Raw genomic sequence first — 12361 nt, 5'->3', positions numbered from 1 at the left:
TGTGTGTGTGGACGCGCCACTGCGAATCGTTCTCGTCTCCTTTTCCGCCGACCGGTTCGCCGCCCTGCACGAGACCTGTGCGCGCGGCGGCCACATCCCGGTCGCCTACGCCTACTCACGTTCCCTCAAACCCGGGACTCCCACCGATCCGGGCAGCGCGAAAGCGGCCGCGGAAATCACCGACGCGCTGCCGCCGGGCATGGACCTCATTCTCCCGGGCAGCGCCCAGGGACTGGCGAAAAGCATCGCCGGTCACCGTCCGGACCTTCTTGTTGTTTACGGTTTCTCCTGGAAAATTACCGCCGCGGTACGCAAGATGACCCGACTGGGCGCTATCAACATCCATCCCTCGCTACTCCCGCGCTATCGCGGTCCCGCGCCGCTGCTGCACGCCATCCGGAATGGCGACCCCGATATCGGGCTGACCGTGCACTGGATGGACGAGGGCTTCGACACCGGGCCGGTGCTGGCCAGCCGGGGCGGCATTCCGCTGGCGGAGGAGGTGACCGCGGCCGGGCTGTGGCAGCTGACCCGGCCGGTGCTGACCAAGCTGCTGACCACCGCGCTGGACCGGGTGGTCGCGGGTCATCCCGGCGAGCCGCAGCAGGAGGCCGGCGCCTCCTACGCCGGGCCGCTGGGTGCGGACTTCGGCGAGGTCGACTGGTCGGACACCGCGGCCGCCGTGCACAACCAGGTGCGCACCCACCGGTTCATGGGGCCTGGGCGCGGTCCGGTGGCCGAAGTGGACGGAGCGCGGATCCGGTTGCTGCGCACCAGTCTCACGCCTGCCGAGGGCCTGCGGGTGCGGTGCGCGGACGCGCCGATCTGGATCACCGAGTCCGTTCCGGCCACTGAGCCAGCCTCGTCCTGATCCGCTCGCGCAACGCCGCCGCGCGCTGGTCGCCGAAGCGGTCCAGGTTGGCCAGCGCGTCCGTCCACAGCGGAACGGGATCGCCGGGCGGGTCGGTCTCGGCGTGCGCGTCGGCCAGGTTGGTCAACGTGACCGCCAGCTGCCAGTCCTGGCCCAGTCTGCGCCGGGTGACCGCGGCGACCTGGTGGAAGCGCACCGCCTCGGCCGGGCGGCCCAGTGCGCGGTAGGCCTCGCCGGTGGCGTTGAGCGCGATCGCCTCCCGGCCCTGGTCGCCGAGCTGGCGCTGGATGGTCACGGCGTGCTGGCAGGAGGTCAGGGCGAGCTCGGCGGCGCCCTCGGCCACCTGGAGGCGGGCCAGCTCGATCAGCCAGTGCGCCTCCCACAGCTGGTTGTCCGCCTGCCGCGCGATCTCCAGTGCCTCCTCGATCGCGGCCCTGGCCTCGGCGAGCCGTCCGCGTTCCCGGTGTGCCCTGGCCAGCAGGTGCAGCGCGTTGCCCCGGCTCACCTGGTCGTCAAGGTCGGCGTAGACGGCCAGCGCCCTGGTCAGGTGGTCGGCGGCCTGGTCGAGGTCGCCTTCCTCCAGGCACGCGTCGCCGAGGTTGCCGCGCAGCACCGCGGCCCAGCGCCGCTCGCCCAGTGCCTCGAACGCGGCGAGTCCGCGCTCGAACTGCGACCTGGCCTCGGTCAGCCGTCGCTGGCGCAGCGCCAGCAGGCCGAGGGAGTTGATCGACCGGGCGGCGCCGGGTTCGTCGCCAGCGTCGCGCCGCAGGGCGAGTGCGGTGCGGTGGCAGTCCGCGCTCTCGGCCAGCCGTCCGCTTTGCAGGTAGGCCACGCCGAGGCTGGTCAGGGTCTCGGCCTCGCCTGCCCGGTCGCCGAGGCTCCTGGCCGCGTCCAGGCCGGTCCGCGCGGTGTCGATCCAGTCGTCGAACATGTTGCGGTGCTGGTAGAACTCGCGCAGCAGCGCGGCCAGCCGCCAGGCCGGCCCTGGCAGGCCGTGGTCGGCGGCGAGCCGGGTCATCGCCACCAGCGCGGCGCGCTCCTCGGCGAACCAGCGCAGGGCGTCGGCTTCGGTGGCCAACCGCGGCGACGGGGTGGTCAGCGCCTGCTCGGGCAGCGGGTCCCGCGCGGCGAACGGGGTCAGCACGGCGACCGCGGCATCGGTGGTGCGCAGGTACCACAGGCACAACCGGGTCAGCGCGGCCAGCCGGGTCGCCTCGCTCTCCATCCGCTGTGCCTGGTCGGTGGCGTAGGCGCGGAGCAGGTCGTGGAAGCGGTACCGGTCGCCGGGGCCCTGTTCGATCAGGTGCGCGCCGGCCAGCACGTCCAGCAGCCGGCGGACCTGCGCCAGCTCCGTACCGGCCAGCGCGGCCGCCGCCGCGTCGCTGAACTCCCCGGCCGGGCACAGGCCCAGCAGCCGGAACAGCCGGGCCGCCGCAGCCCCAAGCGCTCGGTAGGACCAGGCGAAGACGGTGCGCACGGCATCGGCTTCCTCGTCGTTGTCCGCGGTCAGCGCGTCCCACAGCCCGGACTCGTCCCTGAGGTCGTCGATCAGCTCGGCCAGGCGCCGGTGCGGACGGCTGGCCGCGCGTTCGGCGGCGATGCGCAGCGCCAGCGGCAACCGGGCGCACAGCCGGGCCAGCTCAGCCAGCTCGGCCGCCTCGTCCTCGGCGCGGTAGCCCGCGGTGACCTTGCGCAGCAACGAGACCGCGTCGGCCTCGCGCAGCACGTCCACCGGCACCCGCCAGGCCCCGTCCCTGGCCACCAGCCCGGACAGCCTGCTCCGGCTGGTGACCACCACCAGGCTCGCCGGGGTGCCCGGCAGCAGCGGCCGGACCTGGGCCGGGGTGGCCGCGTTGTCCAGCAGCACCAGCACCCGCTGGTCGGACAGCAGTGACCGGTACAGCGCGGCGCGGTCCTCGACCCCGGCCGGGATGCCGGTGACCGGAACGCCGAGCGCGCGCAGGAACCGGTCCAGCGCCTGCCCGGCGGTGACCGGCGGACCAGGGTCGTAGCCGCACAGGTTCACGTACAGCTGGCCGTCCGGGAACCGCTCGCGCACCCGGTGCGCCCAGTGCAGCGCCAGCGAGGTCTTGCCCACGCCCGCGGTGCCGGTGAGCACCAGCAGCCCGGCCGCGGCGGGCTCGTCCGGGTCACCGGTGAGGATCTGGGTGAGCCGGTCCAGCTCCGGCTGCCGGTTGACGAAGCCGCGCACCTCGCCCGGCAGTTGCCTCGGCATGGGACCCGGGGGCCGGGGTGCGCCGTGGAAGTGCACACCGCCGTGCACCGCACCGGCCTGCACCACCTCCGCGGCCGGACCGGACAGCTCAGCCCGGTTCTCCGGCCGTGCCCGGTCCTGCTCCTCCGGCCCGCCGTGGCTCACCGGGTCATCCTCCGCACGGCGCCCGGTGCCGGGCGACCTCCCGGTCGAAGAAGGCCGCCAGCTCCTCCCCGGTGTCGTACAGCTCCTGGATCAGCCGCTGGCAGCGCCGGACCAGGTCGCAGTCGGTGAACCGCCTGCCACCGGCCAGCCTGCCCTGCTGGTCGTAGACCGCCTCGTACATCACCTCCGTGCCCACGGTGAAGACCTCCGGCAGCGGCCCGGCCCGCTCGAAGGGCTCGACCTGCTCCGGCCCGACCACCCGGATCCGCGCGCCGCAAGCCGCCCGCAGGCGCAGCACCTCCAGCTCCCAGCGCAGGTAGGGGGTCAGCGGCGACTCCACCACCCGGACCCGCCAGTACCGCGACCCACCGGCCGCGGCCCGCCGGTAGTAGTCCAGGAACCCGGCCCGCTGCCGCGCCACCAGCCGCAGCGCCTCGGCCCAGTCGCCGCGGTCGAAGGCCACCCAGCTGTCGTTGTCCGGTTCGGCGAAGCTCTGCTGCCGTTCCAGCTTCCAGAAACCCGGCGGCCCGATCCGTCCCATGTCCCGCTCGGAGAGCCGGTCGAACTCCGCCAGCGTCAGCTCGGCGCCGGGTGCGCCGGCGAGCAGTTCACGCATCGGGGATATCCCCCTTCGCGGCCAGCATCGTAATCCGCGGAATGACCACGAGTCGCTCATCCTCCGCAATGGACACTCCGGCCGGCAGCCGCGACCGGTGCGCTTCGGTGAGGTCGCGCCCGATCACCGCGACATCACCGTTGTCCAGTTCCCAGATGTCCGGACAACTGTTCTCCCCGCTGGTCGTGCCGAGATCTCCCGGTGGCCTTCCCCATCTCCGGTTCAACAAGGCCGCCGGATCAGCTTCCCACCTGCGTTGTGGCATGCCACTCCCCCCTCTTGGAAAAAATCCACGACAACACGCAAATTGTCGCACGTAATCGCTGCACACATTGGGGGGAGTGTATAGACCGAAAGCAGTAATCGCCGATCGCGTGCAGTTGTAATAACTGTCTTACAATTGCCGATTTGACGGCGAGTTCACTCCGTGTGGGTCCCGCGGCCGCGTCCGGGTGGAACATCCGCGGTCAGTTCCAGCCACAGGGTCAGGCGCAGCTCCGGGCTGGCCAGGTCCAGCGCGAAGAGCTCCTCGGCGCGGCGCAGGCGCTGGCGGACGGTGTTCTGGTGCAGGTGCAGGGTTTCCGCGACCGTGCTGATGTCGCCGGCGGCGCGCAGGTAGGTGAGCAGGGTGCGGGCGTAGTCGGCGCCGCCGCGCTCGTCGTGGGCGCGGATGCGCTCGGCCAGGCCGGTGCGCAGGTCGGGGCGGGTGCGGACCAGGGTGGCCAGGCGGTGCAGCACGAGCTGGGTGCGCACCGAGTCCAGCTCGACCAGGCCGGTGATCCCGTTGTCCCGCAAGTGGTCCAGCGCGGCGTCGGCGTCGGCGCGCTGGGCGGGCAGCTGGGCCGGGGTGGTCACCGCGGGGCCCAGCACGGCGCGGGCCGGGGTGCGCAGGCTGGCCCCGGCGCGGTCGAGCAGCTGCCTGGCGAAGATGGTGGCCTGGGCGTGGCTGCCGGGCAGCAGCAGGTAGAGCCGGTCCTGGACCAGGCTCGCGGCGATCTCGACGCCGATGGCGCGCCCGGCCAGCACCGCCAGGTCGAGCAGCTGGCCGCCGGTGAGCCTGCGCTGGATCGGGTCGGCGGCCACCGGCGGGGCCAGCGCGAGCAGGTGCGCGGGCAGTTCGAGCCCGGCGGCCCCGCCCGCGCCGTCCAGTGCCGAGCCCAGGACCGCGTTGCGGCGGTCCTGGTCGGCGTCGGCCTGGCGGCGCAGCCGCACCAGGTGCAGCGCGGCCAGTTTCGCGGCCTCCTGCAGTGCGGGCGCGCACCGGGACAGGTCGGCGTCGTCCTCCACCGCGACCCAGATCGAGCCCAGCACCTCCGGACCGGCCCGGATGACCAGGCCGAAGCGCACCATGTCGCCGGGCCTGGCCAGCCGGACCGGTTCCTGGCTGTTCCACACCTCGGCCAGCAGGTGGTAAGGCAGGGCATCCTCGGGCACCCGGCGGAGCAGGATGCCGCGCCGCCGGGTCTCGTCGATGCGCTGGCCGTCCAGGCTGGAGTAGGCCAGCATCACGTGGTCGGTGTCCATGATCGCCACCGCGCCGCCCGCCAGTGCGGCGGTGGCGTTGGCCAGCGCGAACAGGTCGCCGGTGGGCACCGTGGCCAGTGGCGGGCCGAGGCCGGCCGCACTGGCCGGTCCGAAGCGCAACACCGCGCCGCAGAGCACCTGCAGCCGCGGCCAGGGCATCTCCGCGGCCGCGTCCAGCACCGCGAGCCCGGCCTGCTCGGCCACCGCGCGCACCTCCGCCAGCGGCAGGCCCCTGCTCTTGATCACCAACGCGGCCGCCTGCCCGGCCGCGGCCCGCCGGATCGCGGTGCTCAGCCGATCCTGGCCCGGGGAAAGCCCGATGCCCAGCAGCAGCGCGGCGGGTTCGATCTGGGCGGGGTCGGTGATGTCCAGCAGTTCGGGCGCGCTGACCGGGCGGTCCAGGCCGCGCGGCGCGCACACCACGCTGAGCACGGCCGGGCCCAGCACCTCGACCAGCTCGGCGAGTGCGACGCGGGCCGTCATGCCGCCTCCCGGCGCGGATGTCGGATCCGACAGTGGTTGTTTGGTGAAGTATGGCGAGTCCGCCATTGCCCGGCGTCCTGCCGGAGTAGGAAGCTGCGTACACCCTGCACTCACCGCCATGAGGAAGGGTCCGCCCATGTCCGCTGCCGCCGATGCCGACGGTCCGCTACCCGCGCGCCCCGGCAAGGTCATCGCGGTCCGGCTCAACCACCACGGCCGCGCGGCGGAGCTCGGCTGCGCGCCCGCGCACCCCGCCTACTACCTCAAACCGGCCACCTCGCTGACCGGCGACGATGAGGTGGTGCTGCGGCCGCAGGGCTGTGCGGCCTTCGGCGCGGCCGCGCAGATCGCGCTGGTGATCGGCAAACCCGCCCGCCGGGTCACCGAGGCCGAGGCCCTCGACCACATCGGCTGGCTCACCCCGGCCCTGGAGCTCACCGTGTTCGACCTGCATGCCGCCGACGAAGGATCAGCCTTGCGCAGCAACGGTTCCGACGGCTCCACCCCGATTGGACAGTCCTTTGTGGACTTAAGGGCGGCCGGCGTCCCCGGACTGGAGCTCACCTGCCACGTCAACGGCGAACCGGCGCAGCGCGCCACCGCCGCCGAGCTGATCTTCGATTTCGCTTACCTGGTCGCGGATCTGTCCCGCACCCTCACCCTGGAACCCGGCGACCTCATCCTCACCGGCACCCCGGCGGGCGTCCCACTGGTCGAACCCGGCGACCGGATCGAGGTCACCCTCACCGGGTGCCCGCCGCTGCGCACCCGGATCGAACAGGACCCCGAACCCCTTGGCGTGCCGGGCGCGCAACCCGTCTTCGGCGACCGGGAACGCCTGGCCGCGCACGGTCCCGGCGGCCTGCCGCTGACCGCGGAGACCGCCGCCCGCTTCCGCGAGGTCCGCACCGCCACGGTCGCCGCGCAGCTGCGCCAGCACGGCGTCACCAACCACCTCATCACCGGCGTGCGCCCCACCCGGGGCGACCTCCGCCTGGTCGGCGTCGCCCGCACCCTGCGCTGCCTGCCCCAACGCGAGGACATCTGGCACCTGGACGCCACCGGCCTGGACCACCGCGCCCGCACCATCGAACAGCTCGCCCCCGGCGAGGTCCTGGTCATCGACGCCCGCCAGGACCCCGGCGCGGGCACCCTCGAGGACATCCTGGCCCTGCGCGCCCACCACCGCGGCGCCGCGGGCATCGTCACCGACGGCCCCCTGGTCGACCCGGACTCCTTCACCGGGCTGCCGCTGCCGGTGTACCACCGCGGCGGCCATCCGGCCGAGCTGGAGACCCGGCACCTGCCGTGGGAGTCGCAGGTGGCGGTGGCCTGCGGCGGGGTGCTGGTGCGGCCGGGGGACGTGCTGGTCGGGGACGCGGACGGGCTGGTGGTGGTGCCCGCGGAGCTGGCGGCGGAGGTGGCGCGGGAGGCGGTGGAGCGGGAGGCGCGGGAGGAGTTCGTGCGCGAGCAGGTCGGCGACGGGGCCGGGCTGGCCGGGCTGTACCCGATGAACACGGTGTGGGCCGGGCGGTTCCGCGCGGCCGGCGGATCGGGCGTGGTGCCGGACGTCCGCGGCTAGCCGCCCGGTCGGTCGGGTGCGGCGAAGGGGTCAGCGGGTGAGCGTGGTCAGCTCGATGTCCACCGGGACGGCGACCGTGCTGCGGAACTGGCCGTGGTGCGCGCCGGTCTCGGTGTAGGCGGCGGAGGCCGGGTCCAGTTCGTAGGTGTGCATCACCGGGGCCAGCGCGCCACTGGCCTGGCTCTCCAGGCGCCAGTAGTGCGGGACACCCGCCTCGGCGTAGGCCAGCGGTTTGGAACCCCGGTCCTCGCGGCGGGAACCCTTGGAGACCACTTCGACGACGAGCAACACGGTGCTCGCGGGGATGGGGCGGGTGGTCAGCGGGACCTCGGCGGAGAAGACGACGATGTCCGGGGCCACGTAGTCGAGGGGCTCCTCGGCGAGGAGGACGTCGACGTCGACTTCCAGCTGCCACTCCGGCGGCAGCGCGGGTTCAATGGCCGCGGCGAGCCTGCGCATGACGCGCTGGTGGATCGGCGGCGGACCCGGCTTGCGGATGAGGGTTCCGTCGAGCACTTCCACTCGGCGACGCTCTGGGAGAGCGAGCACGCCCGCCAGCGTCCAGCCTGCTGTCATCGAACCCCGCTTTCGGTAAGGCACCAACAACCTTAGGTGTCGGTCAGCGCGACTAACGCTGGGCCGGGCGAGGCCGGGGTTCAGCTCCGCCCCGGCCACCCCGCCCCCGGCGCCGCCACCGAGGTGGTCAGCACCTGGCCGGTCCGGGGCCCGCCGAACGGATCCTCCGGGTTCCACCGCGCCGCCATCACGAACAGCGTCCGCCCATCCGCCCCACCCAGCGCGCACGCGAACGGGTTGCGGTCCAGTTCGATGGTCCGCACCACCTCGCCGCCCTCGCGGACCAGCGCGCAGTCGTGGTCGGTGCGCGAGGTCCAGATCGCGCCGTCGGCGTCCATGGTGATGCCGTCCGGGCCGACGCCTTCGGCCCAGGTCCTGCGGTTGGTCAGGGTGCCGGTCTCGGTGATGTCGAAGGCGGTGAGCCGGCCGGCGAAGGACTCGGCGATGACCAGGGTCGAGTTGTCCTGGCTGACCACCATGCCGTTGCCGAACTCGATGCCCTCGGCCACCTGCCGCACCGCGCCGTCCGGGGTGACCAGGGCGATGACGCCGGGGACGAACTCCGCTTTCCCCTCCAGGAAGCCGAGGAAGTCGAAGTCGCTGCCGTTGACGTAGGTGTTGCCCCGGCCGTCCACCACCAGCTCGTTCCAGCCCGCGGCCAGTGGGCGCAGGTCGGCGTGGGTGACCAGCGAGCCGTCGGGTTCCTGGCGCTGCAACAGGCCCTGGTAGGCCTCGGCGCGCGGCACGATCAGCAGCCGGCCGTCCGGGAGCCAGTCGATGGAGTGCGGCACGATCTCCGGGTCGTGCCGGATCACCTCGGCCCGGCCGTCCAGGTCCACCGCGACGATCTCGTCCGCGCCCCAGTGGCAGAACCACAGCCTGCCCTGGTGCCAGCGCGGTGACTCCCCCACCGCGAGCCCGTCCAGCAACACCGTCGTCATGGGACCTCCCTCGTCCTGGCTTCGCCCCCGACACGAACGGCGGGCCGCCGGATCGACGCAAAACCGCCAACCAGTCCGGTCACCCCCTGATCCTGTCGCACACTGGCCGGGGGCCACCCGAACCTGAGGGATGCGGCATGTCTGTCTTCAGTGACGCCCTGCGCGCCGCGATCGACGCCCGCGGCCTGACCCTGGAACGCCTTCGCCACCACCTCCGGCTACAGGACGTGCGGGTCAGCGTGGCCACCCTGAGCTACTGGCAGCGCGGCGCCTGCCGGCCGGAACGACCGGGCTCGCTGCGCGCGGTGCTCGTGCTGGAGGACATCCTCGGGCTGCCGCGTGGTCAGCTGATCACCCTGCTGGGGCCGCGCCGGCCGCGTGGTCGGTGGCTGGACCACGTGCCGGGTTCGCTGCCGCTGGAACGGGTCTGCCCGGTGCACGCGGGGGTGCGCAGGCTGCTGGCGCGGATCCAGGACCGCACCGACGGCGGGCTGGGGCTGCTGAGCCACCACGACCGGATCGTGCTCGGCCCCGACCGGGAGGAGCTGGCCATCCAGGGGCAGGTGGTGCTGGTGGCGCGGCGGGACGGGGTGGACCGGCACATCGCGGTCTACCACAGTGAGGCGCCGGTGCTGCCGGACATCCGGCTGGCCCGGCAGTGCCGGATCGGGCGGGTGCGCGAGGACCGGGCGAACGGGCTCACCGCGGTCGAGCTGATCTTCGAGCGCAAGCTGATCGCCGGGGAGACCTACGTGCTGGAGTACGAGCTGGCCTACAGCGCGGGCGGGCCGAAATCCACCGACTACCACCGGGGTGTGCGCTTCCCGATTCGCAGCTACCTGTTGCAGATCCAGTTCGACCCGGCCGCGCTGCCCGCCCGCTGCTTCCGGATCTGGCAGCCCGACATCGGCACCCCGTGGACGGATCTGGCTGAGCTGCCGCTGACCCGGTGGGGCGCCACGCACCTGGTGCAGGCCGACGCGCCACCGGGCTGTCACGGCATCCGCTGGGAATGGGAGTGACCGGCTCAGCCGGGGTCGTCGGGGCCGTAGTTGGTCAGCTGCTGCCCAACGTTGCGCCGCACCGTCTGGTGGGTGGCGTAGCCGCTGTAGGCGCGGCTGCCCTCGCGGAAGGTCCAGCCGCCGATGGTGAGGCCGTTGAGCGCGGTCCACGCGGTGCCCTTCTTCACCGCGTAGTGCACGTGGTTGCTGCCCGCCGAGCCGCCGCAGGGGATGCGGGTGCTGGTCAGGCCGAGGTAGTCGCCGAGCTTGATCGGCGCGCCGTCGGGCTTGATCTCATCGAGCAGGTGGTAGTACTCGGTGGTCCAGCCGTTGTCGTGGATGATCCGGATGTGCCCGCCGTTGCGGCACATCCAGTACGCCCGGCCGCTCTGCCCGGCCAGCACCCGCCGGTCGCCGCCGTTGAGGTCCACCGAGCTCCACGGCCGCGGCTGGCCGCTCCAGCCGTGCGGGCCGCCGATCATCGTCCAGGAGACCCCGGTCGGGTAGGGCAGGGCGAGGCCGGTGGGCGCGGCGGCGTTGCGCGCGTTGGCCGCGAAGGTCTCCTTCTCCCCCAGGGACAGCACGGACTCCGGGGCGCGGGCGGCCAGCGCGGCGAACCCGGTTCCGGTGTCCAGTGCGACCTGCCAGCCGTTCCCGGTGCGGCGGCCCAGGAACAGCCAGGCATCCGGCGCGGCCCCGTGCACCGGGGGCGCGGTGAGCACCCCGGAGCCGAACACCCAGTCACCGGCGCGCCGCCGCACGTCGACCTCGACCGTGCGGCCCTGGGCGGCCAGTCCGGTCGCGGTGGTGGCCCGTTCGGCCAGCATCGCCTGTGCCACCGCGGGTTCTGCCGCGGCGGCGGGTTCGGCGGCCGCGGGCGGGGTCAGGCCCACCGCGAGCAGTGCCGCCAAGGCGGCCGCCGTCCTGCGCAGTCTTGCCATGTCGTCGTCCTCTCGAACCACAAGCAGGGAATGGTCCGAGCCCAGGCTCACCAGCGGCGGCGCGGCCCGTCAACGACAGCGGTCAGTTCCCTGGAGACCGCGGCCAAAGCTCTGAACGCCGCGGCGGATCCGCCCTGCTCACCACCATTTTCTGGCCGCGGGGCCGGTCAAGACTCTGATGGTTCACCCCGCAGTCCGGACCGCAGGCCGTCCCACAGCGCCCGCTTGACCTCGCTCAGGTCCTCCCCGGCCGCGACCTCCTCGACCACTCGGTTGAGCGACTCCCACAGCACGCCGGTCTCCTCGTAGCCGATGAACCCGGTGCCGTTGTCCAGTCTGTGGAAGGCCGCGCCGTAGGCCTGCCCGAGCTCGGTCAGCCGGTCCGTCCCGGCCGGACCGGCCAGCGCGGCCAACAGCGCCTCCCTGGTGGACCGGTACTGGGCCAGGCAGCGCTGGTAGGTGTACTGGTCGAGCTCGGCGCGGCCTTCCCAGTCCCGCAACGGGTTGTCCCGGTTGGCCGCGAACCACTCCGGCGACATGGCCCGGCCGATGCGCAGGTCGACCCCGTGGCGCACCTCGCCCTGCCAGTCCGCGGCCACGGCCTCGGCGTAGTCGATCGGCACCCGGTCCAGGGACAGCCATTCCAGCGCGGGCAGCTGGCCGGGCAGCACGCGGTCGGCCGCGGTCGGCCCGGACAGGTCGGTGATGGTCAGGCGGCGCAGCGAACGCAGCCGGTTCAGGCTCGCCGGGTGCACCAGCCTGCCCAGGTCGCCGACCAGGATCAGGCTGGTGAGCAACGGAAACCGGGTGACCAGCCGGGCGCAGTCCAGCTCCTCGATCTCCCCGACGGTCAGCTCCCGCACCACCGGGTCGGGCTCGCCGTCGAGCATCGGCGCCAGGTCCTCGGCCAGGCAGTTGACCCAGCTGTCCTGGTAGGGCCAGTGGGCACCGTGCCTGCGCCGCCCCAGGTCCAGCCCGAGTGTCCACATAGGACTCTCGTTGACCACCGGCCCGGCCGGCAGCACCGCGGCCGAGCCGATCACCTTGTGGCTGCGCGGCAGCACCCACGGCAACCGGCTGTGCACCAGCTGCCTCGCGCCCAGCGGCGGCGACGGCGTCATGGTGGCCGGCGTGAGCTCCGGCCCCAGGTCGGCCACCGAGAACGGCTCCGGGCCGGACCAGTCCAGCTCCAGGACGGCGACGGTCCGGGTGGCCCGCTCCAGCCGGGTGATCTGGGCCGCGGTCCACTCGCCCAGGTGCTCCGAGTAGGCCGCCACCACGTCCCCGCGCGCGATCGGCCGCGGCGGCCGATCCTCCGTGCTGCTCATCGCCCAGACCCTAGGAACACCGCCTGACACTCGGCTAACGCGCGCTCCACAGTGGATCCGGCGAAACTCGGTTCCGCCGACCGGCCGGGCGACACTAACCTCCGCGGCGAACGGGAAG

At 73.3% G+C, this 12361-nt stretch carries 11 protein-coding genes; 3 read left to right on the top strand and 8 right to left on the bottom strand.

Features of this window, described 5'->3' with window-relative positions; translation table 11 throughout:
• Positions 1-7: 7 nt before the first annotated feature.
• Positions 8-871: a methionyl-tRNA formyltransferase gene (locus ACWDY5_RS00305; RefSeq protein ID WP_449720186.1), complete on the top strand. Its 864-nt coding sequence runs from the start codon at positions 8-10 to the stop codon at positions 869-871.
• On the opposite strand, the gene ACWDY5_RS00300 is transcribed toward ACWDY5_RS00305, so the two are convergent.
• The 4 genes from ACWDY5_RS00300 to ACWDY5_RS00285 form a co-directional block, all read right to left on the bottom strand.
• On the bottom strand, positions 831-3251 hold the full coding sequence (locus ACWDY5_RS00300; protein ID WP_449720185.1) for an ATP-binding protein: 2421 nt from the start codon (positions 3249-3251) through the stop codon (positions 831-833). The genes ACWDY5_RS00305 and ACWDY5_RS00300 overlap by 41 nt on opposite strands.
• Positions 3252-3255: 4 nt before the next feature.
• Positions 3256-3867 carry a DUF6879 family protein gene (locus ACWDY5_RS00295; RefSeq protein WP_449720184.1) on the bottom strand — a complete coding sequence of 204 codons (612 nt, stop codon included), beginning with the start codon at positions 3865-3867 and terminating at the stop codon, positions 3256-3258.
• Positions 3860-4132 (bottom strand): hypothetical protein, encoded by a 273-nt coding sequence (locus tag ACWDY5_RS00290; protein WP_449720183.1) that lies wholly within the window; start codon positions 4130-4132, stop codon positions 3860-3862. Before ACWDY5_RS00290 ends, ACWDY5_RS00295 begins: the two co-directional genes overlap by 8 nt.
• Positions 4133-4287: 155 nt before the next feature.
• A complete protein-coding gene (locus ACWDY5_RS00285; RefSeq protein WP_449720182.1) occupies positions 4288-5874 on the bottom strand; it encodes a PucR family transcriptional regulator in 1587 nt (528 codons plus the stop codon).
• A 136-nt stretch (positions 5875-6010) separates the two neighbouring features.
• Here ACWDY5_RS00285 and ACWDY5_RS00280 point away from each other — a divergent pair, with 136 nt between their 5' ends.
• Positions 6011-7456, top strand: coding sequence for a fumarylacetoacetate hydrolase family protein (locus ACWDY5_RS00280; RefSeq protein ID WP_449720181.1), 1446 nt, complete (start codon positions 6011-6013; stop codon positions 7454-7456).
• 30 nt (positions 7457-7486) lie between these two features.
• Here the strand turns inward: ACWDY5_RS00280 and ACWDY5_RS00275 are convergent, their stop codons facing one another.
• Together ACWDY5_RS00275 and ACWDY5_RS00270 are read right to left on the bottom strand one after the other, a co-directional pair.
• Positions 7487-8032: a Uma2 family endonuclease gene (locus ACWDY5_RS00275; RefSeq protein ID WP_449720180.1), complete on the bottom strand. Its 546-nt coding sequence runs from the start codon at positions 8030-8032 to the stop codon at positions 7487-7489.
• Positions 8033-8112: 80 nt separating this feature from the next.
• Positions 8113-8973 (bottom strand): SMP-30/gluconolactonase/LRE family protein, encoded by an 861-nt coding sequence (locus tag ACWDY5_RS00270; RefSeq protein ID WP_449720179.1) that lies wholly within the window; start codon positions 8971-8973, stop codon positions 8113-8115.
• A 137-nt stretch (positions 8974-9110) separates the two neighbouring features.
• Between ACWDY5_RS00270 and ACWDY5_RS00265 the strand changes: the two genes are divergently transcribed.
• Entirely contained in the window at positions 9111-9995 is an 885-nt protein-coding gene (locus ACWDY5_RS00265) for a hypothetical protein (protein ID WP_449720178.1), read from the top strand.
• 5 nt (positions 9996-10000) lie between these two features.
• Here the strand turns inward: ACWDY5_RS00265 and ACWDY5_RS00260 are convergent, their stop codons facing one another.
• Entirely contained in the window at positions 10001-10915 is a 915-nt protein-coding gene (locus tag ACWDY5_RS00260; protein ID WP_449720177.1) for a M23 family metallopeptidase, read from the bottom strand.
• Positions 10916-11082: 167 nt separating this feature from the next.
• Positions 11083-12243 (bottom strand): hypothetical protein, encoded by a 1161-nt coding sequence (locus ACWDY5_RS00255; RefSeq protein ID WP_449720176.1) that lies wholly within the window; start codon positions 12241-12243, stop codon positions 11083-11085.
• Positions 12244-12361: the final 118 nt, after the last annotated feature.

It is taken from the genome of Crossiella sp. NPDC003009 (assembly GCF_053591555.1).
This window is presented reverse-complemented; position numbering and strand designations above follow the sequence as displayed.

Coding starts and splice junctions, on each gene's coding strand:
- ACWDY5_RS00295 (WP_449720184.1), bottom strand. CDS start 3,867: ATGCGTGAACTGCTCGCCGGCGCACCCGGCGCCGAGCTGACGCTGGCG.
- ACWDY5_RS00290 (WP_449720183.1), bottom strand. CDS start 4,132: ATGCCACAACGCAGGTGGGAAGCTGATCCGGCGGCCTTGTTGAACCGG.
- ACWDY5_RS00285 (WP_449720182.1), bottom strand. CDS start 5,874: ATGACGGCCCGCGTCGCACTCGCCGAGCTGGTCGAGGTGCTGGGCCCG.
- ACWDY5_RS00280 (WP_449720181.1), top strand. CDS start 6,011: ATGTCCGCTGCCGCCGATGCCGACGGTCCGCTACCCGCGCGCCCCGGC.
- ACWDY5_RS00275 (WP_449720180.1), bottom strand. CDS start 8,032: ATGACAGCAGGCTGGACGCTGGCGGGCGTGCTCGCTCTCCCAGAGCGT.
- ACWDY5_RS00270 (WP_449720179.1), bottom strand. CDS start 8,973: ATGACGACGGTGTTGCTGGACGGGCTCGCGGTGGGGGAGTCACCGCGC.
- ACWDY5_RS00265 (WP_449720178.1), top strand. CDS start 9,111: ATGTCTGTCTTCAGTGACGCCCTGCGCGCCGCGATCGACGCCCGCGGC.
- ACWDY5_RS00260 (WP_449720177.1), bottom strand. CDS start 10,915: ATGGCAAGACTGCGCAGGACGGCGGCCGCCTTGGCGGCACTGCTCGCG.
- ACWDY5_RS00255 (WP_449720176.1), bottom strand. CDS start 12,243: ATGAGCAGCACGGAGGATCGGCCGCCGCGGCCGATCGCGCGCGGGGAC.